Raw genomic sequence first — 24,562 nt, 5'->3', positions numbered from 1 at the left:
GGGTGCCCCCTTATCGTGATCGAGGGGGAATCCCCGGCTGCGCGCCGGGGCGTCCCGGGAGGCCTTCATGCTGTCCACGCATCAACGCCGCGCGTTCACCGGCGCCGTGACGCTGGCCCTGCTGGGAGCGGGGCTGCCGGCGGTGGCCGCGGCGGACACCGACCGTCCCGATCTGTCCCACTTCTACGACCAGCGGATCAAGTGGTCCGCCTGCGAGGGCGACGGCCTGCCCGAGGGCCTGCAGTGCGGGAAGGTGACCGTCCCGGTCAACTACGCGAAACCCGCCGACGGGACACTCGACCTCGCCCTGGCCCGTTTCCGGTCGACAGGGAAGTCCAGGGGTTCGGTGGTGCTGAACTTCGGTGGCCCCGGTGGTCCCGGAGTCAGCGAACTCTCCGCGGGCGGCGAGGACTTCATGGGCCTGACCGACGGTTATGACGTGGTGACCTTCGACCCGCGCGGCGTCGGCAGAAGCTCCCCGGTCAGCTGTGGCGAGGGGATGGGCGAGGCCCCGGACGAGACGGATCCCGACGCGGACGACAGCGACGACCCGCGGGCCGCTCTCGACATACTGCGCAGGGCCGCCGACGAGTGCGCCGAGCACTCCGGGCCCGTGCTGCCCCACATAGGCACGGTCAACGCCTCGCGCGACCTCGACGTGCTGCGCCAGGCCCTCGGCGACAAGAAGCTCAACTACCTCGGTTTCTCGTACGGAACGCGGCTGGGCGCCGTGTACGCGGCCCAGTTCCCCGAGAAGACGGGCCGGTTGGTGCTCGACGGCGTGGACACCCTCACCGAACCACTGAGCGAACAGGGCATCGTCGGCGCGAAGGGCCAGCAGACAGCACTTGAGGACTTTCTCGGCTGGTGCACCGAGGACATCAACTGCGCGTTCGGCCAGGACACCCGCACCGCCCGGCAGGACGTGGTCCGGCTCGTCGAATCGCTTGACGAGAACCCGGTGCCGGGGGACTTCGGGGAACCGTTCTCGGGCCAGGATCTGGTGGGCGCCATCGTTCAGGCCCTCTACAGCAAGGAGCTGTGGCCTGTCCTCTCGCAGGCACTGACCTCGCTGGTCCAGGACGGCGACACCAGGGGCATCATGCGATTCGCCGGCGGCGGTGTCTCGCTGCCCGGCGGCATCACGGTTCCTGGCGACGGCGGGCTCGCCGAGGACGGGGAGGGGGGCCTGGTCGACGAGGGCGACATCCCGGTCGACAACCTCCCGGCCGCGCTGATGGCCGTCAACTGCGCCGACGACCCCGACCGGCCCACCGCCGACCAGATCACCGAGAACATCGACCGGTTGCGCGCCGAGTACGAGGAGGCGTCACCGGTCTTCGGCGAGTACCGGCTCACCCAGGTCCTGATGTGTTACGGCCGCCCGAAGGGCACCACCTACATCCGTGAGAAGGTCCGCGACGTCGACACCCCGAAGCTGCTCCTCGTCGGCACCCGCGGCGACCCCGCGACCCCGTACCGCTGGACCACGGAGACCGCGGCACGGCTCGGCTCGTCGGCGGTCGTCCTCGACAACAAGGGCGCGGGCCACACCGGGTACGGGTCCTCCAAGTGCGTGCACCGGAAGGTCGACGACTTCCTGCTGTACGGCTCACTGCCGGCCGACGGGAGTTCGTGCGGCGCGGAGGAGTGAGAGCGGCAGGTCGAGGACTTCACAGGGCCCGATGCGGCTGCCCTGTGACATCAACAAGTGACATCAACGACCGATCGCCCTGTTTACCCGGTCCGATTCCTCGGCATGCCCGTTCGGCCATTCGGTCATATGGTGCATTTATGGAGCATGTTCTGAGCCCCACCACACTTACCGAGCTGCGCCGCCCGCGGCCCTATCCGGCCGTGTCGGTGCTCACTCCCACCCATCGCCGCGAGCCGGACAAGGCACAGGATCCCGTCCGGCTGCGCAATGTCCTGGCCGAGGCGAAGAAGCAGCTGGAATCCGACCCCGCGGTCACCCGTGAACTGCGGATCGATGTCGTCGGGCAGCTGGAACAGGCGCTCGCGGAGGTCGATCTGGCCCACTCCGAGGACGGCCTCGCGATCTTCGCCGCCCCCGGGGAGCACCAGGTGTGGTCGCTGGCCCGGACCGTGCCGGAGCGCGTCGTCCTGTCGGACACCTTCCTGACCCGCAATCTCGTCGCCGCGCAGGCCGCCGAGCGCCCGTTCTGGGTACTGGCCGTCTCCGCGGACCGGATCTCCCTGTGGAGCGGCGGCGGAGGGCATGTCGTCGAGTCCGAGGAGGGCGGATTCCCGCTGACGCGGAGCCTGGAGGACCCTGACGCCGAGCGCAAGGAACGCGTCGGCGATCTGCCGAGCACCTTCCGCGACGAGCGGACCCGCCACTTCCTGCGGGACGGCGACACCGCCCTCACCGGCGTCCTGCGCGGCGACCCGCGACCGGTGTACGTCACCGGCGAGCAGGCCGCACTCTCCCTCCTCGACGAGGTCGGCACCGTCACCAAGGACGCCGTCCACGTCGCGCACGGCGGCCTCGCTCATGCGAGCGCCGACACCGTGTGGCAGGCGGTCAGCCCCCTGGTCACGGCCGAGGACCGCAAGAGTGCCGACACCGTGGCGCGGGAACTCGAAACGGCCAAGGGCCGACGGGCGTTCGCGGCAGGCGTCGACGAGGTCTGGCAGAACGCGACCGCAGGCCGGGTCCGACTGCTGGCCGTCGAGGAGAACTACCGCGTGACCGTGCGCGACGACGGCGGCGACCATCTCGTCCCGGCCGACACCGACGATCTGGACGCCCGCGAAGACATCGTGGACGAGATCGTCGAACAGTGCCTGGACACCGGCGCGCAGGTCCGCTTCGTCCCGGACGGCACACTGGGCGACGCCGAGGGCATCGCGGGAGTGCTGCGCTACTGACCGCGACGAGTCGGCCCGATTCGGAGTTGACCAGCACCTGGCCGTAGAGCCGGTCGTACGCGTGCTCGTCGTCCGGAGGGGGAGCCGCAGAGCGGGTGGCGGGCGAGTGGCCGAGGCCCGGCCGCTCCGGAATGCCTCGCCGAAATTTCCGGCATAAGGTTCATTTCGTCGACCGATCCAGCAGTGATCGGCCAGCCGCCGACAGCAAGGACAGCATGCGATGAACACACCGTCGCCCCGTGGCCCCCGCCGGCCGGGCAGGACTCGTTCGGCCGCCGTCGCACTGGCGGCGATCGCCGCGGCCACGAGCACACTCGCGGCGTGCGGCACCGACAGCGACTCCGGCGGTTCCGACCCGTCCTTCAGTGAGCGGCCGTCCCCTCCCGATACGGCGTCCTTCTCCGGTACGGCCCCTTCCGTCAACGAGTCGGCCATCGAGTCCGCGCGCGCCGCGGCCTCCGCGGCGGCTTCCTCCGCCTCGGCCGCGGCGTCCTCCTTCGAGGCGTCCGTGTCGGCGGAGGTCGCCCGGGCCAACGAGGCGGCGGAGAGTGAGCTCAAGGACGTCGACGGCCAGGGCAACGCGATGTCCGACGTCTCCATGACCGGCAAGCCCAGGGCCGAGACCGGCGGCCTGCTCGCCGTCGTAGTGAGCATCACCAACAAGACCGACACGCAGGCCTCGTACGCCGTGCAGGTCGACTTCCTCGACTCCTCCGGCAAGACGGTGGAGACCAGATTCGTGGGCGCCGAGGACCTCGACCCTGGTGAGCGCGCCCAGCCGCTCGCCATCAGCCGCAAGCCCGCCGAGCCGGCACTGACACCGAAACTGGTCAAGGCCCAGCGGTACTGACCCAAGACCCAGCGGTGCCGACGCCGCGAAACCTGGACCGAGCACCGCACACACACTCGCCGAACACACGATTGAGTGAGCCGCATCCACTGCTGCCACTCCATCAACTCGCCTACCCTGTCTACGACTTGACCGACCGGACCGAGCACCGAATTCGTCCCGCCCGCACCGTCCGCGAGGACTGCGACATATGCCAGAGGCACCACCGAGTCGTGTGTTGCCAAATCCCTTACAGCGCGTCGCAGGCTGTGCGACAGTCGTAACCGGTCCTTCCTTCAGCCTTGGTCGTACCGTGCCTGTATCGGAGTACGTCATGCCGTCCCATCTCTCGGCGGACCACCCAGCCGCCCAGCCGCCCCCGCGCGGCTCGGTCGACGCGCTCATTTCCCAGACGCGCCGACTGCGGGGCGAGGTGGACGCCGTACGGCGCGACGCGCCGGCCGACGGCACGGACCCGGAGGGACGCTGGCAGCGCGCCCTGTGTGATCTGGCGATGCATCAACTCAGCGACCTCGACGAGCACTTGGCGCAGCTGAGGGACGGCCCGTCGGCCGTTCCCGTCGAGCACGAGGCGGCGGCACCCACGGTACGAGCCGTGCCGGCCGCGCCCCCGCACGGCTCACTGCTCAGCCGCGTCGGCAGCGCCGAGTGGAACCTGCTGACGGACGAGGCGAGTTGGTCCGGCGAGCTTTACCAGATCCTCGGCCGTGACCCCGCCGCTCCCCCGCTCACCCTCGACGAGCTGCCCTCCGTGGTGTTGGACCAGGACCGGCCGAGGCTGACGGCGATGGTCACGGACTGCCTCATCGACGCCAAGCCGATCGACGGCGAGTTCCGCGTCGTCCGGCCCGACGGCGACGTACGGACCGTGCACATGATGGGCGAGCCCGTGCTCGACACGGACGGCAGCACCGCCTCGATGTGGGCGGTTCTGCGTGACGTCAGCGAGCTGCGCCGCAGCCAGCGGACCGTCAGCGAGACCCGTGACTCCCTGCAGCACCAACGGCACTTCGCACAGACCGAGCGCCGGCTCGCGGTCGAACTGCAGGAGGCCGTGCTGCCACCGTGGCGCGGTTCCCTGCGGCTCCCGCGCCAGGGACCCGAGACGCTGGACCTGGCCGCCCGCTATCTGCCGTCCTCGACGAGCGAACTCATCGGCGGCGACTGGTACGACGCACTCGAACTCCCCACTGGGGAAACGCTGTTGAGCGTCGGTGACCTCACCGGCCGCGGTGTGACCGTCACCTCGGGCATGGCGATGATGATCGGCGCCCTGCGCGGTATGGCCGTGGCGGGTACCGAGCCCGGACAGCTCATGGCGTGGCTCAACCAGTTACTCGACGCCTCGGTCCAGCCGGCCCTGGGCAGCGCGGTGTGCTGCCGCTACCGGCCCGAGAGCCGCACACTCACCTGGGCACAGGCAGGACACCCCGCCCCACTGCTGTTCCGCAACGGGACGGGGCGCATGCTCTCGCCGCCGGACGGCGTCCTGCTCGGCGCCACCTCCGGCGCCGTCTACGGACAGGCCGAAGAGACACTCGAACCGGGCGACCTGCTCCTCCTGCACACCGACGGACTGGTTCCGCGGCGATGGATGTCCCCCGAGTCCCAGTCATGGGGGTCCCACGACTCGAGCGAGGCCGAGAGCGGGGGCGACACCACGACCGTCAGCCGTCTTCTCGACCTGGCCCCCCGCTTCGGCGAGGCGCGCACCGCACAGGACTGCGTACGGATGGTCGTGGAGGAGTTCGGCGAGACGGAGCGCGAGGACGACGCCTGCGTACTGATCGCCAGGGTTGCCACCTGACACGAGCGCCACCCGACCTCGGTGGACACCCGACGTGACTCCCGGCAGGGACGTACAGCGGGACAGGCCCCCTATGCCCGTGCGCTGTTGCCGCCCTTGGCCTTCAACGAGCCCTTGGGCAGCGCCAGTTTGATCTCCTCACGCAGTTCGTTGATCTTCGGATAGCTGGAGTACTGCCCCGTCAGCCGGTACATCTCACGCAGCCGGTCCCAGGTGCGGTGGGAGGAGTTCGAACCCATCGACGTCAGGGCCAGGCGTGCGTACCGGTCGGCCTGTTCGGGGTCGTCGGCGATGAAGCAGGCGGACGCGAGCGAGATGTGGTCGAAGATCTTCGACCGGTCCCGGCCCTTCTCCCGCAGCTCCAGGGCTTCCTTGGCGTGGCTCTGTGCGACGGCGGCCGCGGACGGGTCGTGCTCCGCGAGCGTCCGGTAGGCGAGCGCCTGCATCCCGTGCATGTCGGCCTCGTCGAACAGCTGCATCCAGCTCGGCGGCGGCACGTCACCCTTGTCCGAGACGAAGAGGTCCTCCGCCTCCCCCAGAGTGCGCCGCATGGCCTGGCCCTTGCCCAGCGACGCCTGTGCCCAGGCCTCGATGGTGTAGAGCATGGCCTGGGTGCGCGGCAGGACCTCGTCGCCCGATCCCGACTTGGCGAGCTTCATGAGGTCGAGCGCGTCGTCGGGCCGGCCCAGGTGCACCATCTGGCGGGCGGCTCGGGAGAGCGCCTCGCCCGCGCGGGGCCGGTCACCGCCTTCTCGGGCCGCGTGCGCGGCGATGATGAAGTACTTCTGAGCCGTGGGCTCCAGGCCGACGTCGTGCGACATCCAGCCCGCGAGGACGGCGAGGTTGGCGGCGACGCCCCACAGGCGCCGCTGCAGATGGTCGGGGTGTCGGTAGGAGAGCATGCCTCCCACTTCGTTGAGCTGTCCCACGACAGCCTTGCGTTGCAGTCCGCCCCCGCGGGCCGCGTCCCAGGCCCGGAACACCTCGACCGAGCGCTCCAGTTCCTCGATCTCCTGCGACCCGATGGGGGCGGCCTCGTAGCGGTCGAACCCAGCGGGGTCGGCGTGCAGGGGATTGTCGATGTCAGGGGCGTCGGCCGCGAGGGCCGGATCGGAGTGCAGCCAGTCCTGCATGGCGCTGCTGATTGCGGATCCGGCGGCGAGCGCGGCGCCCGCGCCCACCAAGCCGCGTCGGTTGAGCATGAGGTCCATTCCCGTGAATTCGGTGAGGACCGCGGCAGTCCGCTCGGGCGCCCACGGCATGCCGTCGGGATGTTCCACACTCCCGCCGCCCGGCCGTTTCCCCGTGCGCCCGTGCCGGACCAGACCGAGATCCTCGATGGTCACGACACGGCCGAGACGCTCGGTGAACAGTGCTGCCAGCACCCGCGGCACCGGATCGCGCGGGATCTCTCCCATGTCGATCCACCGCCGCACCCTTGAGGTGTCCGTCGCCAGCTGGGGGTGGCCCATGGCCGCCGCCTGCCGGTTGACCATCCTCGCGAGTTCCCCCTTGGACCAGCCGGCCAGGCCGAACAGGTCCGAAAGGCGGGTGTTGGGTTGTCCGCTCACGTCAAGCCCCCAGGTTCTCGGCTGAGTTGACACTAACCGTCTGTCAGTTGCTGAGCGACTATTCGCCAGGGTTCGCCAGGGCACGCCAGATGGTGTGCCACTGGGCATCGGGTGTCAGGTAGGAAAGCGCCACCCCGACCCGGTTGCCGAAGGAACACTCCCCAGGGTGCACCAGGGCGGCCGGGGCGGGTAGCGCAGCAACTCGCAGGCACACGAAGGGATCTGTTTCGCCCATGTACGCAGCATCGTCCTCCGTGTCCGCTCCGCCCCGGTCACTGCACGCCCGCCCGGTCGGCAGCGGCCCATACCTCGACCCCGCACGTCCGGGGGCGGCTCCCGTGCTCGGTGCCGGTCGGTCACGGCGCGTGCCGGGGCTCGGCACCCAACCGCTCAGCGGGAGACTCGACTTGTCCGGCCCCCAGGGGGCGCAGCTGCGCACGGCGATCGCGTCGGTGCACCGGATCTGTCCGGAGTTCTCTCCGGTGCAGGTGCTGCGCCGCAGCGGCCGCTCCGTGCTCCTTGTCGGCACGACAGGGCGCAGCACCGCCGTCGCCAAGTGTTTACTGGACCACTCCCCGGTGTGGACCGAGCGGATCCGTCATGAAATAGCGGCGTACCGCTCGTTCGTGCGGCACCGGCCCCCGGTGCGGGTGCCGCGCCTGATCGCGGCGGACCCGGACAACTGCACACTGGTGATCGAGCGGATGCCGGGACGGGTGGCGGCGCTGCAGCGGCACCCGGCGGAGTCCCCGCCGCGCGCGGACGTCAGAGCGGCGCTCGGCGCGATCTGCCGGCTCAACGCGTGGCGGCCGCCGGCGGGGACGTTCGACGCCCCGCTGGACTACGCGGCCCGGATCTCCCGGTATCACGAGCTGGGGTTGCTCACCGACCGGGACATGGGCGATCTGCAGAAGCTGGTGCACGGCATCGCGCACTCGGCGGGCCGCCAGGGCATGGGCCAGTTCTGCCACGGCGACGCTCTCCTGTCCAACATTCTCCTGTCACCGGCCGGTCCAGTGCTGGTGGACTGGGAGCATGCGGGCTGGTATCTGCCGGGGTACGACCTGGCGACGCTGTGGGCGGTCCTCGGGGACGCGCCCGTCGCCCGGCGGCAGATCAGTCAGCTCGCGCAGTCGGCGGGACCGGCGGCGCGCGACGCGTTCCTGGTGAACCTCATGCTCGTCGTCACCAGGGAGATCCGTACGTACGAGACGGCCGTGCAGCGGTCGATGCACGAGACGACCCCGGCGGCACCGGGACCGGCCCACCCGGGTGCTGCGCCGTCCGGCGAGGAACAACGGCTGCTGTTGAGGCGGCTGCACGACGACTGCCAGATGGCCCGCAGGGCCGTCCGAGCGGCGGTCGGCACTCGCTGACGGGGATGGTGGTCCGCGGTGCGCCTGCGACAGGGCGCATCGCGGACCTTCGTCATGTCGAACGTAGTGTCGGGCAGCCACGCGCGCCCGACGCCCCTCCGCTGAGGAACGTTCACCCGAACAGGCCACAGGTCCACTCCACTGACGCCCCGCAGGCCGGGCCGCAGTCGCCGCGAAACCCGCGACACCCGCCGCTGACATGGGAAATCGACCGTCTCTGGGCATGATTGACGGATCGTCGGGGAGTCGGTACCACTGACGCACGCCCGGCCCCGCACGCACCATCGCGACCGATCGTCCCAGGAGGCCTGCTTTGCGAGGATCCCCCACCGACTCCAGCCCCTCCATCGGGCACAGACGCGCACGCAGGACGGCCGGTGCCCTCGCCTCGGCGGCCCTGCTGCTGCCACTGCTCGGCGCCGCCCCGTCCGGCGGCGGCGCCCAGGCGTCCTCCGCGCGTCTGCAGAGCGCGTTCACGGACGCGGCCGCCCAGTACCACGTACCGCGGAACGTGCTCCTGGCCGTCTCCTACCTGCAGTCCCGCTGGGACGCGCACGGCGGAGCCCCGAGCGTCACCGGTGGCTACGGTCCCATGCACCTGACCGACGCCCGCACCGCGATCGCCCGCACGGTGGCACCGCACCACAGCGAGGGTACGGAGGACGCGCGCGGCGACGGCTCACGCGCGCCGCTGCTCCCCCGGACCAAGGTCCCGGAGAACACCCGGCTCCCCGCCCGTCTCAAGACGCTGACGAAGGCGGCCGAACTCACCGGCATCCCCGCGGAGCGGCTGCGTACGGACGCGGCCGCCAATGTGGCCGGCGGTGCCGCGCTGCTGGCCGCCGCCCAGAAGCAGCTCGGCGAGCCGCTGAGCGACGACGCGGCCGACTGGTACGGGGCGGTGGCACGCTACTCGGGCGCCGACGACACGGCGACGGCGGCGACGTACGCCGACGACGTCTTCGACGTGATCCGCCGGGGAGGACACCGTACGACGGACGAGGGCCAGCAGGTCGCACTCGCGGCACAGCCTGAACTGCGGTCCGTCACCCGGCAGTTGGACAAGGCGGGACTGCGGGCGGCCCGCGCGGCCGGCACCGAGTGCCCGGCGACCGTGTCCTGCGAGTGGATCCCGGCGCCGTACGAGGAGTTCGGCGACGGCGACTACGGCAACCACGATCTCGGCAACCGCCCCAAGTCCCAGAGCATCAAGTACATCGTCGTCCACGACACGGAGGGCGCCTGGGAAGGCGTCCTCAACATGGTGCAGGACCCCACCTATGTGTCGTGGCAGTACACCCTGCGCTCCACCGACGGGCACATCGCCCAGCATGTGAAGGCCAAGGACGTCGCCTGGCACGCGGGCAACTGGTACGTGAACGCCAAGTCGATCGGCCTGGAGCACGAGGGGTTCCTCGCGGCACCGGACGCCTGGTACACGGAGGCGATGTACCGGTCGTCGGCGCGGCTGGTGACATATCTGGCGAAGAAGTACGGCATCCCGCTGGACCGGCAGCACATCCTCGGCCACGACACCGTGCCGGGAACGACGACGGCGAACATCCCAGGGATGCACACGGACCCGGGCCCGTACTGGGACTGGCAGCACTACTTCACCCTGCTCGGCAAGCCGCTGCACGCCGCCCCGGGATCGAAGGGCGGGCTCGTGACCGTGCTGCCCCAATTCGGCAAGCACAAGCCGAAGTTCACGGGTTGCGTCACCAAGGGCGAGCCGTGCGCGGCGCACGGTTCCAGCGCCGTACGGCTGCACACCCAGCCGCGCTCGGACGCGCCGCTCGTCAAGGACATCGGTCTGCGGCCCAAGGGCGAGGACTCCACGATCGATGTGAACGACGTGGGTTCGCGTGTCTCCACGGGCCAGCGGTACGCGGTCGCCGGGCGCGACGGCGACTGGACCGCGATCTGGTACCTCGGTCAGAAGGCCTGGTTCAAGAACCCGGCGAAGCAGCCGACAGCGGTGAACGCGACCGGCCCCGTCGTGACACCGAAGGCCGGGCCGGCCGAGATCCCGGTGTACGGACGCGCGTACCCGGAGAAGGCGGCCTATCCGGCGGGCGTGCCCGTCCAGGACGTCTCGCCCCTGCCGTACAAGCTGCTGAAGGGGCAGAAGTACTCGGCGGGCGACAAGGTGCCGGGCGAGTACTTCTACGCGCCGACCTTCGACACGACACCGCACCGGGTGGTGCGCGGCAAGGACATGTACTACGAGATCCAGTTCGGGCACCGGGTGGCGTACGTACGTGCCGCCGACGTACGGGTGGTGCCGTCGGCCTCGTAGCGAGTCACTTCGGCGGTTCGTGGAGTCCGAAGGCGGAGCCCTGGTCGTCGCGGCACAGCTTGAAGCGGCCGAACCGGGCGGCCGACTCCTCGCTGTCGCCGCCGTCGCCCAGGTCCTCCACCGTGCCGCCCAGTTCACGGACCCGGGCGACGGCGGCGTCGAGGTCGTCCACCCGGAAGAAGAGATAGGGGGAGGCTCCGGCGTCGCCGCCGTGCATTCCGCCCGGCACTCCGTCGGTGGTGATGGCGAAGCCTCCGCCTTCGGACGTGCCGGGTTCGAAGGTCCAGCCGAGGAGGGATCCGTAGAAGGCGCGGCCCCGCTCGGGGTCGGCCACGCCGATTTCGAAGAAGGTGGGTTCGCCGCTCATCGCGCGTCTCCTGTCGTGAGACATGTGCCCGCCGCCTCAAGCCACCGTACGCGGGACGGAACGCGGGCGCCCGCCGTGCGGCTCGGGTATCGCGGGCCGACGTGCTGCGGACGGCCACCTCGTGACGGGGGCGGGCGTGGATGGAGCCGGGTGCGTGACCGGGCTCAGCCCTCGATCCGGCGCAGCCGTTCGGCGTCGCAGGTGCGGGGGCAGGTGGCACAGGCCTCGGCGGGGCGGATCGTGTAGTAGAGGCAGCAGCCCATGCGGGTGCGGGTCGGGTGCTGTCGGCCGTCGCTGCCGGTGAGGTGGCGGAAGTCGGCTCCGCCGGGGAAGGGGGCGACGGCCGAGGGCAGGAGCGCGGTGGCCGCCCGGACGGCGTCGAGCTCCTGGCCGAGCATGCGCCCGAGGTACCAGATGCCGGAGACGAGGTCGTCGGTGACCATGCCCCACAGGGCGCGCGGGCCGCGCCGGATGTGCGGGGCGATCGCGGAGAGCAGCGGTTCCATGTGATCGGCGACGGCCACCCTCAACTCGGCACGCAGGGCCTCCTCGTGAGGGGCAGTCAGGGCGCCGGGGAGCGCGGCGGCCGGGTCGCCCGGGAGGCAGGTCAGATCCGCGCGGGGGCTGACCTCGAACACGCCGGTCGTCAGGTCGAGCCGTACGTCTTCGGGGTGGATACGCGGCACCCGGCCCGTGAGGTACCAGACGCCGCTCATCAGCAGCCCGACGGACCACGCGTAGTCGTGAAGGGCTCGCGAGGCGGCGACGTCCCGGCGCGGAGTGTGGTCGTAGCGGTCCTGGATGCGGGCGGTCTCGGCCAGGAGGAAGGCCTCCATGGCCTCCTGATCCTTCGTCAACTCCGCGCCACTGACGCCCATTCGGGTGACCGCCTGACCCGGGTCGGCGACTCGCACGGTCAACGCCTCGCACACCTCGCCCAGTTGCCGGTACGTGTCCGCGAGCAGACGGGACACGGACGTGGCCGCACCGGTCGACAGAGTCTCCACGGCCACGGTCATCGGTACTCCTGTGCATGAGGGCGAAGCGAGCAAAGCAGGTAAGGCTTACCTTAGTATAGAGATCGCCGACAGTAGCGCGTGACCGCACTCCCTGAAGCAACGATCAAGGGAGGCGCACGTCACAGCCCCTCCACAGCTGGTTGAAAAGTAAAGCATGCCTAACCTAAGCTCACGTACCGTGACTGTGACCCAACGGGCCGCACCTACGGGTGTGCCCCCGCGTGCCCTGCGGCACATACCCGTGTTCCTCCTCGGCGTCGGAGCCCTCGCGCTCTGCGCCGCCCTGAGCCTTGCCCTCGGAGCCCGCTCCGTGCCCCTGTCGACCGTGGCCGACGCGCTGTTCGGCGACGCCCGTGGACGCGACGCGCTCGTGGTGACGGGACTGCGGCTGCCGCGTACCGTCATCGGGCTGGCGGTGGGTGCCGCGCTCGGGGTCGCCGGGGCGGTCGCGCAAGGGATCACGCGCAATCCACTGGCCTCGCCGACGACCCTCGGCATCAACGCCGGTGCGGGCTTCGCGGTCGTCGTCGCCATCTTCGTGCTGCACCTCAACAGCCCTGCCGAGTACATGTGGTTCGCGTTCGCGGGTGCGGCGGGCGCCGCGGTGTTCGCCCAGGCGCTGGCGCGACGGGCCGGTGACATCGATCCCGTACGGCTCGCGCTCGGCGGCACCGTGCTCCAACTCGTGCTGCTGTCCTGGACGTCCGCGGTGATGCTGGCCAGTCAGCGCACCCTGGACGAGGCCCGCTTCTGGCTGGCCGGATCGCTCGCCGGTCGCACGCTCGACGTGCTCTGGCCCGTTCTGCCGACGCTCGTGCTCGGTCTGCTCCTCGCGCTGGCCGTCTCGCCCGCCCTCAACGCCCTTGCGCTGGGCGACGATTCGGCCCAGGCGCTGGGTGTGCCGGTGGCACGGATCCGGCTGGCCGGGGGCATCGCCGTCGTCCTGCTCGCCGGGTCGGCGGTCGCCGTGGCCGGGCCCGTCGCCTTCATCGGCCTCGCCGCGCCCCATCTCGTACGCCCGCTGCTCGGCAGTGACCACCGGCTGTTGGTACCCGGCTGCCTGGTCGCGGGTCCGCTGCTGCTGCTCGCCGCCGATGTCCTGGGACGGCTGGTCGTACGCCCTTCCGAGCTCGAAGTCGGCATCGTGACCGCGTTCCTGGGCGCGCCGCTGCTGGCGCTCCTGGCCCGGAAGGTGGCCCGATGACCCTTACGTACACGGCCCTCGCAGGACGCGCCGCGTCCCGGACGCGCAGGCGTGTCCTGGTGTTCGGCGTCTGCGGTCTCGCCGCCCTCTTCGTACTGCTGACCGTCTCTCTGGCGACGGGCGAGATGCGGATCCCCGCGGCCACCGCGCTGCGGGCGCTGGTCGGCGCCGGTGACCCGGGTGATGTACTCGTGGTGCGCGAGTTCCGCGCTCCGCGGGCGGTCGCCGCCATCGTCGCCGGTGCCGGACTCGGCGCGGCCGGGTGCGTTCTGCAACGGTTGTTCCGCAATCCCCTGGCCTCCCCCGATGTCATGGGTGTGACAGGGGGTGCGTCACTCGGCGCGGTCGCGCTGCTCGCGGCCGGTGCCTCACAGACGCTGATCCCGGTCGGCGCGCTGGCCGGCGGCCTGGTGGCAGCCCTGCTCCTCGGGGTCTTCGCGTGGCGCTCCGGGCTCGCCGTCGCCCGGCTCGTGCTCACCGGGCTCGCGGTCCAGGCGGGTCTGGCCGCCGCGGTGAACCTGATGATCGTGCGTTTCCCGGCCGAGCTGGCCGGCTCGGCACTGCAGTGGACCACCGGCTCGGTGTACGGGCGCACGTGGGCCGAGGTGTGGGGCGCGGGCGCCGCCATGGTGCTCGTGCTGGCCGTCGCCCTCGTCCTGCACCGAAGGCTGGCCGTGCTCGACCTGGGCGACGAATCGGCAGGAGCGCTGGGGCTCAACACCTCCACCGCACGGCTCCAATTCCTCTTCCTGGCGGTCACGTTGGCCTCACTGGCCGCCGCGCTCGCCGGTCCCGTGACCTTCGTGGCGCTGGCCGTGCCGCACATCGTGCGGTTCGTCACCGGCCCGCCGACCGCCGCCACCCTGGCGCTGGGTTCCCTCACCGGAGCCGTACTGCTGCTCGCCTCCGACCTCGTGGTGCAGCACCTCGTGCCGGTGAACGGCCTGCCGGTCGGAGCGGTCACCGCCACCCTCGGCGCCCCCTTGCTGCTGGTGCTGATGTTCCGTCAGAGCAAGCCCGTCCACAGGAGCCACGCATGAGCACGACCAACCAACTGTCCACGCAGGGGCTGGACCTGCGCTACGGCGACCGGCTCGTGGTCGGCGGCCTCGACCTGACGCTCCCCGGCGGCTCGGTCACCGCGATCGTCGGCCCCAACGCCTGTGGCAAGTCCACCCTGTTGCGCGGTCTGAGCCGGCTGCTCGCGCCGGCCGCCGGAACCGTGGCCCTGGACGGCGCCGACATCCACCGGCTCTCCGCGCGGACGCTCGCCCGCCGGATGGGCCTGCTTCCGCAGCAGCCGGTCACCCCGGAGGCAATCACCGTCGAAGCGCTCGTACGACTGGGCCGCTATCCCCATCAACGGCTGCTCAGCCCCTGGTCGACGGCCGACCAGAAGGCGGTGGAGGAGGCGCTGGAACGCACCGGTACCGCCGGGCTGCGCGACCAGCCCGTGGACCAGCTCTCCGGCGGTCAACGGCAGCGCGCCTGGATCGCGCTGGCACTCGCCCAGGACACCGAACTGCTGCTGCTCGACGAGCCGACCACCTTCCTCGATCTGCGGCACCAGCTGGACGTCCTCGACCTGGTCGCCGCCCTGCACGCCGAGGCCGGCCGCACCGTGGTGATGGTGCTGCACGACCTCGGACAGGCCGCCCGCTACGCGGACCACATGGTGGTCCTCAAGGACGGCCGCCTCGCCGCCGCCGGCCCACCGGCCGACGTGCTCGACGCGGAGCTGGTCAGATCCGTGTTCGACGTGGACTGCCGCGTCATCCCCGACCCGGAGACCGGCACACCGCTGGTCGTCCCCAGGAGCAGCGCGATACGGCACGCCGCCACGACCGCCTGACCCACCGCGCACACCCGCGCCACCGCTCATGGCGTGTGTACGGACCACACCTGGTCGTCCGCGCACCCGTGAGGCACACCTACAAGAAGGACGAACCCCCCATGCTCAAGCGATCTCCCCTGCGCGGAATCGGCAGGCTCCTCTCGCTGCTGCTCGCCGTCGTGCTCGGAACCGCCGTGCTGGCCGCCTGCGGCAGCGACGACTCGTCCGGCACGAGCAGCGCGGCGAAGCCCGCCGCGGACGGCGCCGCGTTCCCGCGCACCCTCAAGACCGTGATGGGCGACGTCAAGATCCCCGCCCAGCCGAAGCGCGTGGTCGTGCTCGACACCGGTGAGCTCGACGACGTCACCCTGCTGGGCATCGACCCGGTCGGCGCGGTCGCCCCGCACTTCAAGACCGAGGGCGGCTTCCCGGCGTACCTGAAGGGCGAGTTGGACGGCACGAAGGATGTGGGTCCGCTCCTTGAGCCGAACCTCGAACTGATCGCCTCGCTCAGGCCCGACCTGATCCTGTCCTCCAAGGTCCGGCACGAGAAGGTCTACGACAAGCTGAGCGCCATCGCCCCGACCGTCTTCACCGAGACCACCGGCGGTGTCTGGAAGGAGAACCTGAAGGTCCACGCCGAGGCGCTCGGTCTGGAGACCGAGGCGGCCGCGAAGCTCAAGGAGTACGAGACGCGGGCCAAGGCGCTCGGTGAGGCCATCAAGAAGAAGGACGGCGGCACCGCACCGACCGCGTCCGTCGTGCGATTCATCGCCGGGCCCACCCGCCTCTACCAGTCCAACTCCTACAGCGGCGTCGTCCTGAACGACATCGGCCTCCAGCGCCCGAAGACGCAGATCTCCGACGACCCGGAGGTCACGATGAAGGACGTCAGCCCCGAGCAGATCGACCAGGCGGACGCCGACCTGATCTTCGTCACCGCCGCCGACGCCGAGGACAAGACCCAGAAGAAGGACGTCGTCTCCAACCCGGTCTGGAAGGACCTCGCCGCCGTCAAGAACGACAAGGTCTTCGAGGTGCCGGACGAGACCTGGATGTCCGGCATCGGAGTCCAGGCCGCCGAACAGATGCTCGCGGACGTGGCGAAGGCCACCGGCGTGGAGCTCCCGAAGAAGTAGCTCCCGCCGCAGGGGGCGGGCCCGCCGTCCCGGGGCCCGCCCCTCACCCCCCACCCACGAGCGGAAGTTGCTCTCTCGCATGCGTATGTATCTACTGGCCCTCAACCCGACCGACTCCGTCACCGAAGGATTTCTGCCCGCCGCGGCACGGCTCGGCCTGGACATCACGCTCCTCACCGACCAGCCGGACGCCCACCGGAACGTGTGTCCGGAGATCGAGATCCTGGAGTGCGACGTACGCGACTTCCGTGCCGTCGTCACCCGCATATCGACTCATCACCGCCCCGACGCGGTCTTCACCAACAGCGACCATCTGCAGACCCAGGCCGCCCTGGCCGCCGACTACTTCGGCCTGTCCGGCAAGGACTGGTGGGTCACGCTGCGCACCAAGGACAAGGCCGAGATGCGTCGTCATCTCACCTCCGTCGGCGCGGACACCGTGTGGTCGACCGAAGTCACCGATCTCGCCGGCCTGACCGCGCTCGACCTCCCGTACCCGTGTGTCGTCAAGCCGCGCGAGGGCGTGGCCAGCGAGGACGTCGTACTCGTGGACGGTCCCGAGGAACTGGTGGCGCGCTGCACGGAGATCCGGAGCCGTCGCCCGGGGGCCGCTCTGGTCGTCGAGGAGTACCTGCCCGGCGAGCTGTACACCCTGGAGACGCTCGGCGACGGCCATGTCCGCCACGTCCTGGGCGGTTTCCACACCAGGGTGTCACCACCGCCGTACTTCATCGAGGAGGGGCTGACGTTCGTCGCGGCCCACCCCGCACCGGTCGTCGACCAGGTGCTGGCCCAACTCGACGCGCTCGGCGTGGGATTCGGCGCCTGCCACACCGAGTTCGTGGTCCACGAGGGCCGGGCGCGGATCATCGAGGTCAACTACCGCGCCATCGGCGACCAGTGCGATCTGCTGCTGGCCCGCCTGCTGGAGATCCCGCTCTTCGAGCACATCCTGCGTACGCATCTGGGTGAGCGCCTGCCCGCGGACCTGGGCGCACGTCGTGACGGCGCGGCACGCCTGGAGTACCCCTGCGCCGAGAGCGCCGGGACGCTGACCGCCGCCCCCGCTGCCGCGGAACTGGTCGTCGATGGAGTGCGGTTGACCTACCGTCCGCTCCGGGAGGTCGGCGAGCGGCAGGAGGTGTATCGCACCAATCGCGACTACCTGGGCGTGCTGCGGGCGATGGGAACCGACCAGGAGGCCGTGGACAAGGCGGTGGCCGAGTTCCTGGCCGAGCAGCGGTGGGAGATCCAGCCGTGACGGCCCCGACCGCGACGGCCGGCGACACATTCGGCACAGGCGGCACAGGCGGCACAGGCGAGACTGGCGACACCGGCGGCGGGTACGGCGCGCATCCGGAGGACGCCGCCCGGAGCGAGTTGGTGATCCGGGTGCTCAGCGCTCTGCTGCGTGAGGACGTCGTCGGCCTGCGCACACACAGCACACTCGTACATCGGACGGACGGCGCCTGGCTGCAACGGGCCGACGGACAAGGGGGGTTCCTCCTGCTGCCCGTCGTCGAGGACGGGTTCCAGTGCGAGTTGGCGGCCCGACTGCCGCTGCTCGTCGGGGAATCCGAGGGAGCCTCGCCTGTCCCGTACGAGACATGCGACAAGGTCCTCGGCGCGCTGCGCGTCCTGGCCGACCCCGTCGACCAGGACGGGTTCGACGCCTTCGCGGAGGAGTGCCGTCAGACGCTGGCCACCATGCGGCTGCACTCCTCGGCCCGGTCAGACGTCACCGAGCGGCTGACGGACCTTCATGGTGCTGACCCGGCCGACTGGACCGGGCTGACGGCCGGGCTGGCGTTCGACACTCTCGCCGCCCACCACGATCATCCCGTCTACCCCACGGCACGCGGCCGCTCCGGGCTCACCGAGTCTCAACTGCGGGCGTACGCGCCGGAGTTCCATCCCCGCCTTGCGCTGCGCTGGCTCGCCGTACCCCGGGAGTCGGTCAGCGGCACGGTTCCGGACCGCTGGCCCACGCCCGCGCTGCTCGGGCTTGGGGAGCTCGACCGTACGCATGTGGCCCTGCCCGTACACCCGTTGACCGTCGGCGCCCCGCTGGAAAGGGCCCTGCGTGCCACCGGTCTGGCGGACCGCGCGGTGCTCGCCGACCGCGCTCACCCAGAAGCCGTGCCGACCCTGTCGATGCGTACCGTAGCCCTGTCCGCCGACCCGCTGCTGCATGTCAAACTCCCCTTGGCCACGGCCACGTTGGGGCTGCGCAACAGGCGGACCATCAAGCCCGGGACACTCGTCGACGGAGCCGCGGGCCAGCGTCTGATCGAGCGTGTCGTCGCCCGCGAGCCCCGCTTCCGGGAGACGATCCTGCACGCAGACGAGACCGTGTACGCGCACGCCGGGCATGAACTGCTCGCCGCGCTGTTCCGGCGCTACCCCGCCGGTCTCCAGGACTCCGTGGTCGTGCCGATGGCCGCGCTGCTCGCCGAGGCACCCGGCGGCCGGCTGGTCGTCGACCACCTGGCCGACCGCTTCTACGGCGGCGAGGCACTCGCCCTGCTGGACGCCTGGCTCACCCTGCTCTTCGACTGGCAGACCACGCTGTTCGGCTACGGGATCGCGCTGGAGTCGCACCAGCAGAACATCTCGCTCGTCCTCGACCGGCGAGCCGACGGCAGCACGCGGCTGCGGCTGCTGTTGAAGGACAACGACGGTCCACGAATCAACGCGGCACGGCTGCGCGAGCGGTTGGGCCCACTGTCGGGTGACAAGGCTCCCGGGCCGCATGACTTCGTCGACGCCCGGACCTTCGGCGAGAGCGACCGGCCGGTCGTCGACCTGTTCACCACCATCACGGTCCATCTGTGCGCGGGCGCCTACGCGTTCGGGCTCGCCCGGCACGGTCGCGCTCCGCTTCCGGTACTGCTGCGACTCGTACGCAACCGGCTCGCCGAATCGATCGAGCGGCTGGGGACAGGAACGGGCGAGCCCGGTGCCGTACTGCGGGCCCAGGTGCTGGACTCGCCCCGCCTGCCCGTCAAGGCGATGGTCACCGCGGGAACCCTGCTCACCAAGGAACGTTCGGGGGCTGCGGACATCAACAAGCACTACACGACCGGCCCCAACTACCTTCTGCACACCGGGGCTTCGGCATGACCGCCGAGGTCCTGCGGATGCCCCGCCCCGGGTTCGGCCCCCGGCACGTGCACGCCGTCGCGGGCTGCTACTTCGTGGCCTCGTTCGCGGCACTGGGACTGCCGCCCTTCCTCACCGAGATCCTGCCGGAGCTCGGCGACCGGACGGCTCGCTGGGCGGGTCTGCTGTATGTCGTGCCCACCGTGTTCGGCGCGCTGGGCGCTCCCCTGTGGGGCCGGCTCGCGGACCGCTTCGGTCGAAAACGGCTGTTGCTGCGGGCCCAGTTGGGGCTCGCCGTCGCGTTCCTGCTCGCGGGGTGGGCCGATTCGCTCGGCACGTTCACCGCGGCGCTGGTGTTGCAGGGCATCCTCGGCGGCACGTTCGCGGCGTCCAACGGCTACCTCGGCGCCGCGCTGGAAGGGCCCCACCTGTCCAGGGCGCTCACGCTGATGCACGGCAGCGCGCGGGCGGCCCTGGTCGTCGCCCCGATCGTCGTCGGCTCCCTGTCGTCCTGGCTGTCACCCCATCGCCAGTACGCGCTGCTCGCCCTTCTCCCACTGGCCGCCGCCCTGTTGCTCGCCGCCCTGCCCGAACCACAGGCGGAGGAGGCCGACTTGACGGAGGTGACTGGGACTGCCGAGCCCGTCCCGGCGGCGGCCCTGCGCTCCCTGTACGCGCTTGAGTTCACCTTCGTCTTCTCCACCGTCATCTCCTTCCCGTACCTCATCTCGCTGGTCGAGGAGCGAATACCCGGCGCGTCACCGACGCTGTCCGGCGTGCTGTTCGCGCTCCCCCACCTCTGTTACCTGATAACCGCCATGCCCGTACACACCGCCTTCCGGGACCGTCCCCGGGCCGGGATCGCGATCGGCTTCATCTGCGTCGCGATCGGACTGGCCGCACACAGCGTGGCCGACTCCCTCGCCACCCTGATCGGCGTACGGCTGATCCTCGGCGTGGGGCTGACGCTCGGCCTGGTGTGTCTGTCGGTGCTGGCCGCCGACTGCGTCAAGGGCCGTTCCCCCGGTGGGCTGTTCGGCTCGCTGGAGTTCTTCTCCAAGGCCGGCGCGGTCGCCGCCGGCGTGGCCGCGGCGGCGGGCAGCGCCCGCTACGGCCCGACCGCACCCTTACTGACCGGCGCGGCCGTCGCACTGATCACCGTATGCGCGACCATCCTCCGCTCTCTTTGCACCCGCTGGAGCCACACATGCCCTCGCTGACCGAGTCGCTCGGTAGCACCCCCACCTCCACCGCCGCTCCCACCGCGCAGGCCGAACTCCCGTCCCCCGACGAGGCCGTGGCGCACACGCTCCTCAACTGTCTGCTGCGCGAGGTGTCGGCGCCCGAGCGCCAGACCGCCTTCACCGACGGCCATCTGCTGCTGCGGCTCCCCCGCCGCGGTGTGCTGCTGCGGGTCGGCCTGCGCCGTACGTCGCTGCTCGGCGCGCACCGCTTCGCCGGCCCGGTGAGCGAACAGACGGCCGACGGCGACTGGAACGTGGTCGGCTGGCGACGGCTGGCCGAGTACACGCAGGACGAGTTGTCCCTGCGTACCGGTGTGCGCAACGAGGAGTTCCTGGAACAGGTCGACTCCAGCCACCGAACCATCGCCGCCTCTCTCGCCGTACGCACCGGGAACGGCCCGAGTGCTCTCCCCGTGCAGGCCGGGACCGACCCGAGCGCGATCCCGGTACGGGCGGGGGCCGACCCGAGCGCGACCCCCGTACGGGCGGGGACGGCCTCGGTGCCGCCGGCTTCGCCCGTCGCCGCCTACCTCGTGTCCGAGCAGGCGCTGCTGTTCGGGCACCGGTTCCACCCCACGCCCAAGGCGCGCACCGGGGACGCGGACTCCTGGCTCGCCTACTCGCCGGAGGCCGGCGCGACCTTCCCCCTGCGCCACCTGGTCGTGCGCGAACACCTGATCGCCGAGGAGACCGCGGAACCCGGCGCCCTGGACGCGATCGACCGGCGGGACCGGGCTGGCCGGCGGGACGGAACGGACGGTGCCGACGTGCCCGACGGCTACCGGCTGCTGCCCGCGCACCCCTGGCAGTACGCGATGCTCCGCGAGCACCCGACGCTGCGCGCGGCCCTCGGGCGCGGGGACGTCCTCGACCTCGGCCCGGGCGGCAGGCCCTTCGCCGCCACCGCATCCGTGCGGACGCTGTACGACGGCGAGTCGTTCCTGAAGTTCAGCCTGAACGTCCGGATCACCAACTGCCTGCGCAAGAACGCGAGTTACGAGCTGTCCGGCGCCGTCGCGCTCACCCGTGTCCTGGGTCCGGCCCTGGCCGACCTGGCCGAGCGCTTCCCCGGCAGCGCGGTGCTCCGCGAGCCCGCGTACCGCAGCCTCGCCCTGCCCGGCCCGGACGGCACCCCGGACCGCGAACTGCTCGAAGGCTTCGGCGTCATCGTCCGCGAGGGCCTGACCCGGCACCTCCTGCCCGGCACCACCCCGCTGCTCGCGGCGGCCGTCGCGGACGAGTACCCGACGAGTCCCGCGCACGTCTCCCGCCTCCTCGACGGCGCCGGTCCACGGGCCGCGCTCGACTGGTGGTCGGCCTACCTCAGGCTGCTCGTACCGCCGGTGCTCGCCGCCTACTTCGACCACGGTCTGGTGCTGGAACCCCATCTGCAGAACGTGCTGATCTGCGTCGACGGCGACGGCATGCCCGCCCAGGTCCTCTTCCGCGACCTGGAGGGCACCAAGCTCGTGCCCGAGCATCACGCCGAGACCCTCGCCTCGCTGCCGCCCGAGGTCGCGGGCCCGATGACGTACGACGCGCAGCGCGGCTGGGACCGGGTCGTCTACTGCCTGCTCGTGAACCACGTCGCGGAGCTGCTCGCCGCGCTCGCCGACCTGCACCCCCATGCCGAGGCCGCGCTGTGGGCGGAGGTTCGCCTCACCCTCCGGACGTACGCCGACCGGTACGGCTGCCCGCCGCCGCTGGCCGCGCTGCTCGCCGGAGTGCCGCTGCCCGCCAAGGCGAACCTGCTCACCCGCTGGGAGCGCAAGGCCGACCGCGAGGCCGGATACGTCCGTCTGCCCTCTCCGCTCGGCGAGGACATCCTGCGCCACACGACCGGGAGTACTCGATGACCATCCCCACCGCAGCCGTACGGGATCGGCTGCTCTCCCTGCCCTCCGGCGAACTCCCGGCCTACGTCTACGACTTGGCGGCGCTGCGCGACCACGCCGCGAACGTGCGGGCCGCCCTGCCCGAGCGGGTCGAGCTCTACTACGCGGCCAAGGCCAACCCGGAGCCGGAGATCCTGGCCGCGCTGGGTCCGTACGTGGACGGCTACGAGGTCGCGTCGGGCGGCGAACTCGCCCATGTCGCCAAGGCTGTTCCGGGCCGCCCGCTGGCCTTCGGCGGTCCGGGCAAGACGCCCGCCGAGATCACGACCGCGCTGGAACGGGGCGTGGAGCGTTTTCATGTGGAGAGCGAGTACGAGCTGCACATGCTGGCCGAACTGGCCCGGCAGGTCGCGCCCGACACCTCGGTCGCGGTCCTTCCGCGCTTCAACCTCCCTGTGGCATCCGGCTCGTTGGCCGCGAGTTCGCTGGCGATGGGCGGCCGTCCCACACCCTTCGGCCTCGACCCGTCCGAGGCGGACGCGGTGGTCCGTCTGCTCACCGACGGCACGTATCCGCACCTCGAACTCCGGGGCGTTCACGCCCACTTGGCCAGTGGGCTCCGGGCTCCGGAGCAGCTCGCGGTGGCCTCGTCCATCGTGAACTGGGCCGTGGAACTGGCCGAACGGCACGGGGTACGGCTCGCAGAGGTGAACGTCGGCGGGGGGATGACGGTCGACTACGCCGCTCCCGAGGGCCGCTTCGACTGGGTCACCTACGGCGAAGGGCTCGCCGAACTCGCCTGCCGGTACCCGGATCTGACGTTGCGTATCGAGCCGGGGCGGGCGCTGACCGCGTACTGCGGCTGGTACGCCACCGAGGTGCTGGACGTGAAGCAGAGTCACGGCGAGGAGTTCGCCGTGGTGCGCGGTGGCACGCACCATATGCGCACTCCGGCGACCAAGGGGCACGACCAGCCCTGCACCACGCTTGCGGTGGAGGACTGGCCACATCCCTGGCCGCGGCCGGCAGCAAGACGCGAACTCATCACGCTCACGGGCCAGTTGTGCACTCCGAAGGACGTCCTGGCCAGGAACGTCCGGGCACCGGGGCTGAGGGCGGGAGACCGCGTGGCGTTCGCACTGGCGGGCGCCTACGCGTGGAACATCTCCCACCACGACTTCCTCATGCACCCACGGCCCGGGTTCCACTTCCTGGACAGCGTGGACACCGAATCGGTCGGGGGTGAGGAGGTGCCGGGCTAGGGCTTCGCACCCGCCCCAGGCCTGTCTCCGCCCGGCGATCGCCCTGAACGTCGTCCCGCCGTCCGGCAGTGGTTCGCTGCGGACGGCGGGGTCAGCCCTGCTGGAAGAGTTCCGCGGGCAGGGGCTTGAGGAGCGCGTACAGGTCGTCGGTGATGGGGCGGTCCCAGGCGGCGATCGTCACCAGGACGTTGTCGCTGCGGTCGAACTGGACGCAGGAGATCCGAGTCTCGGAGAGCTTGAGGCGACGCACGATGAGGAGGTTGTCGCCCTGCATCACCGGCATGTCCTCGGCTCCGACGACCGTGACCTCTTCCTCGTTCTCCAGCGCCAGCAGCAGCTGCGCGACCTCGAACGGGACCTCTCCCTCGGCGACGTCCCGGGCCGGTGAGCCCTCCGGCAGATTGCCGATGATCATCGCGGGGCCGCGGCCGCCGAACAGGTCGTAGCGCAGGAACACACCCTGGCAGCTTCCATCGGGCGCGGGCAGCAGGCCCGCGCCGAGATTGCCGGGCCAGTCGCCCGGGTCCATGGCCAGAACGTCGAATTCAGGCCCGGCGGGAGTGGCGCTGCGGCGGCGGAGGAAGGACATGCCGCAATGGTACGTGCCCCGAGGGGTGGACGGGCGTGGGGTCGACGGCCGTTGGCCAGCGAACGTTGGCCATCACGCGTTGACTGGGGCCGGTCCACCAACAGGTGTTGACCGTCGCTTGGCGACTTCGAGCCGTTTCCGTCATCGGCTGTTTGCCAACGCTCGTTGCCCC

19 protein-coding genes are annotated in these 24,562 nt (G+C 71.0%); 15 read left to right on the top strand and 4 right to left on the bottom strand.

The window, feature by feature from the left end:
* Positions 1-67: 67 nt before the first annotated feature.
* From OG718_RS47580 to OG718_RS47565, 4 genes are all read left to right on the top strand, one after another.
* The gene (locus OG718_RS47580; RefSeq protein ID WP_328847110.1) at positions 68-1,654 is read left to right on the top strand and encodes an alpha/beta hydrolase; all 1,587 of its coding nucleotides are present in this window, start codon (positions 68-70) and stop codon (positions 1,652-1,654) included.
* Between the two features lie 140 nt (positions 1,655-1,794).
* Entirely contained in the window at positions 1,795-2,892 is a 1,098-nt protein-coding gene (locus OG718_RS47575; RefSeq protein WP_328847109.1) for a baeRF3 domain-containing protein, read from the top strand.
* A gap of 220 nt (positions 2,893-3,112) precedes the next feature.
* Complete coding sequence (locus OG718_RS47570) at positions 3,113-3,742, top strand: hypothetical protein (protein WP_328847108.1); 630 nt, start codon at positions 3,113-3,115, stop codon at positions 3,740-3,742.
* A gap of 313 nt (positions 3,743-4,055) precedes the next feature.
* A complete protein-coding gene (locus OG718_RS47565; protein ID WP_328847107.1) occupies positions 4,056-5,549 on the top strand; it encodes a PP2C family protein-serine/threonine phosphatase in 1,494 nt (497 codons plus the stop codon).
* A 71-nt stretch (positions 5,550-5,620) separates the two neighbouring features.
* On the opposite strand, the gene OG718_RS47560 is transcribed toward OG718_RS47565, so the two are convergent.
* Positions 5,621-7,120 (bottom strand): DNA-binding protein NsdB, encoded by a 1,500-nt coding sequence (locus OG718_RS47560; RefSeq protein WP_143633821.1) that lies wholly within the window; start codon positions 7,118-7,120, stop codon positions 5,621-5,623.
* Between the two features lie 233 nt (positions 7,121-7,353).
* On the opposite strand from OG718_RS47560, the gene OG718_RS47555 reads away from it, so the two are divergent.
* Both OG718_RS47555 and OG718_RS47550 read left to right on the top strand, forming a co-directional pair.
* Positions 7,354-8,496, top strand: coding sequence for an aminoglycoside phosphotransferase family protein (locus OG718_RS47555; protein ID WP_143633819.1), 1,143 nt, complete (start codon positions 7,354-7,356; stop codon positions 8,494-8,496).
* Between the two features lie 313 nt (positions 8,497-8,809).
* Complete coding sequence (locus tag OG718_RS47550; protein WP_328847106.1) at positions 8,810-10,795, top strand: N-acetylmuramoyl-L-alanine amidase; 1,986 nt, start codon at positions 8,810-8,812, stop codon at positions 10,793-10,795.
* A gap of 4 nt (positions 10,796-10,799) precedes the next feature.
* On the opposite strand, the gene OG718_RS47545 is transcribed toward OG718_RS47550, so the two are convergent.
* The gene (locus OG718_RS47545) at positions 10,800-11,162 is read right to left on the bottom strand and encodes a VOC family protein (RefSeq protein WP_143633815.1); all 363 of its coding nucleotides are present in this window, start codon (positions 11,160-11,162) and stop codon (positions 10,800-10,802) included.
* Between the two features lie 164 nt (positions 11,163-11,326).
* Complete coding sequence (locus OG718_RS47540) at positions 11,327-12,181, bottom strand: (2Fe-2S)-binding protein (RefSeq protein WP_328847105.1); 855 nt, start codon at positions 12,179-12,181, stop codon at positions 11,327-11,329.
* 154 nt (positions 12,182-12,335) lie between these two features.
* Between OG718_RS47540 and OG718_RS47535 the strand changes: the two genes are divergently transcribed.
* The 9 genes from OG718_RS47535 (at position 12,336) to OG718_RS47495 (ending at position 23,801) form a co-directional block, all read left to right on the top strand.
* Positions 12,336-13,385, top strand: coding sequence for a FecCD family ABC transporter permease (locus OG718_RS47535; protein ID WP_143633811.1), 1,050 nt, complete (start codon positions 12,336-12,338; stop codon positions 13,383-13,385).
* On the top strand, positions 13,382-14,425 hold the full coding sequence (locus OG718_RS47530; RefSeq protein WP_328847104.1) for a FecCD family ABC transporter permease: 1,044 nt from the start codon (positions 13,382-13,384) through the stop codon (positions 14,423-14,425). The genes OG718_RS47535 and OG718_RS47530 overlap by 4 nt, the downstream gene beginning before the upstream one ends.
* On the top strand, positions 14,422-15,237 hold the full coding sequence (locus OG718_RS47525) for an ABC transporter ATP-binding protein (RefSeq protein WP_143633807.1): 816 nt from the start codon (positions 14,422-14,424) through the stop codon (positions 15,235-15,237). Before OG718_RS47530 ends, OG718_RS47525 begins: the two co-directional genes overlap by 4 nt.
* A 101-nt stretch (positions 15,238-15,338) precedes the next feature.
* A complete protein-coding gene (locus OG718_RS47520; RefSeq protein WP_328847103.1) occupies positions 15,339-16,358 on the top strand; it encodes an ABC transporter substrate-binding protein in 1,020 nt (339 codons plus the stop codon).
* A 79-nt stretch (positions 16,359-16,437) separates the two neighbouring features.
* On the top strand, positions 16,438-17,619 hold the full coding sequence (locus tag OG718_RS47515) for an ATP-grasp domain-containing protein (protein ID WP_143633803.1): 1,182 nt from the start codon (positions 16,438-16,440) through the stop codon (positions 17,617-17,619).
* A gap of 122 nt (positions 17,620-17,741) precedes the next feature.
* Positions 17,742-19,481: an IucA/IucC family protein gene (locus tag OG718_RS47510; protein ID WP_260694937.1), complete on the top strand. Its 1,740-nt coding sequence runs from the start codon at positions 17,742-17,744 to the stop codon at positions 19,479-19,481.
* A complete protein-coding gene (locus tag OG718_RS47505; protein WP_143633799.1) occupies positions 19,478-20,680 on the top strand; it encodes an MFS transporter in 1,203 nt (400 codons plus the stop codon). The genes OG718_RS47510 and OG718_RS47505 overlap by 4 nt, the downstream gene beginning before the upstream one ends.
* Positions 20,668-22,560: an IucA/IucC family protein gene (locus tag OG718_RS47500; RefSeq protein ID WP_328847102.1), complete on the top strand. Its 1,893-nt coding sequence runs from the start codon at positions 20,668-20,670 to the stop codon at positions 22,558-22,560. Before OG718_RS47505 ends, OG718_RS47500 begins: the two co-directional genes overlap by 13 nt.
* Positions 22,557-23,801, top strand: a complete 1,245-nt coding sequence (locus tag OG718_RS47495) for a type III PLP-dependent enzyme (protein WP_328847101.1) — start codon at positions 22,557-22,559, stop codon at positions 23,799-23,801. Before OG718_RS47500 ends, OG718_RS47495 begins: the two co-directional genes overlap by 4 nt.
* A gap of 91 nt (positions 23,802-23,892) precedes the next feature.
* Here OG718_RS47495 and OG718_RS47490 read toward each other — a convergent pair whose 3' ends face one another.
* Complete coding sequence (locus OG718_RS47490; RefSeq protein ID WP_055610485.1) at positions 23,893-24,390, bottom strand: hypothetical protein; 498 nt, start codon at positions 24,388-24,390, stop codon at positions 23,893-23,895.
* Between the last annotated feature and the right edge of the window lie 172 nt (positions 24,391-24,562).

This window comes from Streptomyces sp. NBC_00258 (genome assembly GCF_036182465.1).
Lineage (GTDB): Bacteria > Actinomycetota > Actinomycetes > Streptomycetales > Streptomycetaceae > Streptomyces.
Note: the sequence above shows the minus strand (reverse complement) of the source record. Positions and strands in the feature narration are given on the sequence as shown.

What these genes read in the sequence shown, in the direction of transcription:
- OG718_RS47500 (WP_328847102.1), top strand. Translation starts at nt 20,668, where the DNA reads ATGCCCTCGCTGACCGAGTCGCTCGGTAGCACCCCCACCTCCACCGCC.
- OG718_RS47520 (WP_328847103.1), top strand. Translation starts at nt 15,339, where the DNA reads ATGCTCAAGCGATCTCCCCTGCGCGGAATCGGCAGGCTCCTCTCGCTG.
- OG718_RS47530 (WP_328847104.1), top strand. Translation starts at nt 13,382, where the DNA reads ATGACCCTTACGTACACGGCCCTCGCAGGACGCGCCGCGTCCCGGACG.
- OG718_RS47545 (WP_143633815.1), bottom strand. Translation starts at nt 11,162, where the DNA reads ATGAGCGGCGAACCCACCTTCTTCGAAATCGGCGTGGCCGACCCCGAG.
- OG718_RS47575 (WP_328847109.1), top strand. Translation starts at nt 1,795, where the DNA reads ATGGAGCATGTTCTGAGCCCCACCACACTTACCGAGCTGCGCCGCCCG.
- OG718_RS47495 (WP_328847101.1), top strand. Translation starts at nt 22,557, where the DNA reads ATGACCATCCCCACCGCAGCCGTACGGGATCGGCTGCTCTCCCTGCCC.
- OG718_RS47525 (WP_143633807.1), top strand. Translation starts at nt 14,422, where the DNA reads ATGAGCACGACCAACCAACTGTCCACGCAGGGGCTGGACCTGCGCTAC.
- OG718_RS47555 (WP_143633819.1), top strand. Translation starts at nt 7,354, where the DNA reads ATGTACGCAGCATCGTCCTCCGTGTCCGCTCCGCCCCGGTCACTGCAC.
- OG718_RS47490 (WP_055610485.1), bottom strand. Translation starts at nt 24,390, where the DNA reads ATGTCCTTCCTCCGCCGCCGCAGCGCCACTCCCGCCGGGCCTGAATTC.
- OG718_RS47570 (WP_328847108.1), top strand. Translation starts at nt 3,113, where the DNA reads ATGAACACACCGTCGCCCCGTGGCCCCCGCCGGCCGGGCAGGACTCGT.
- OG718_RS47505 (WP_143633799.1), top strand. Translation starts at nt 19,478, where the DNA reads ATGACCGCCGAGGTCCTGCGGATGCCCCGCCCCGGGTTCGGCCCCCGG.
- OG718_RS47515 (WP_143633803.1), top strand. Translation starts at nt 16,438, where the DNA reads ATGCGTATGTATCTACTGGCCCTCAACCCGACCGACTCCGTCACCGAA.
- OG718_RS47535 (WP_143633811.1), top strand. Translation starts at nt 12,336, where the DNA reads ATGCCTAACCTAAGCTCACGTACCGTGACTGTGACCCAACGGGCCGCA.
- OG718_RS47540 (WP_328847105.1), bottom strand. Translation starts at nt 12,181, where the DNA reads ATGACCGTGGCCGTGGAGACTCTGTCGACCGGTGCGGCCACGTCCGTG.
- OG718_RS47580 (WP_328847110.1), top strand. Translation starts at nt 68, where the DNA reads ATGCTGTCCACGCATCAACGCCGCGCGTTCACCGGCGCCGTGACGCTG.
- OG718_RS47565 (WP_328847107.1), top strand. Translation starts at nt 4,056, where the DNA reads ATGCCGTCCCATCTCTCGGCGGACCACCCAGCCGCCCAGCCGCCCCCG.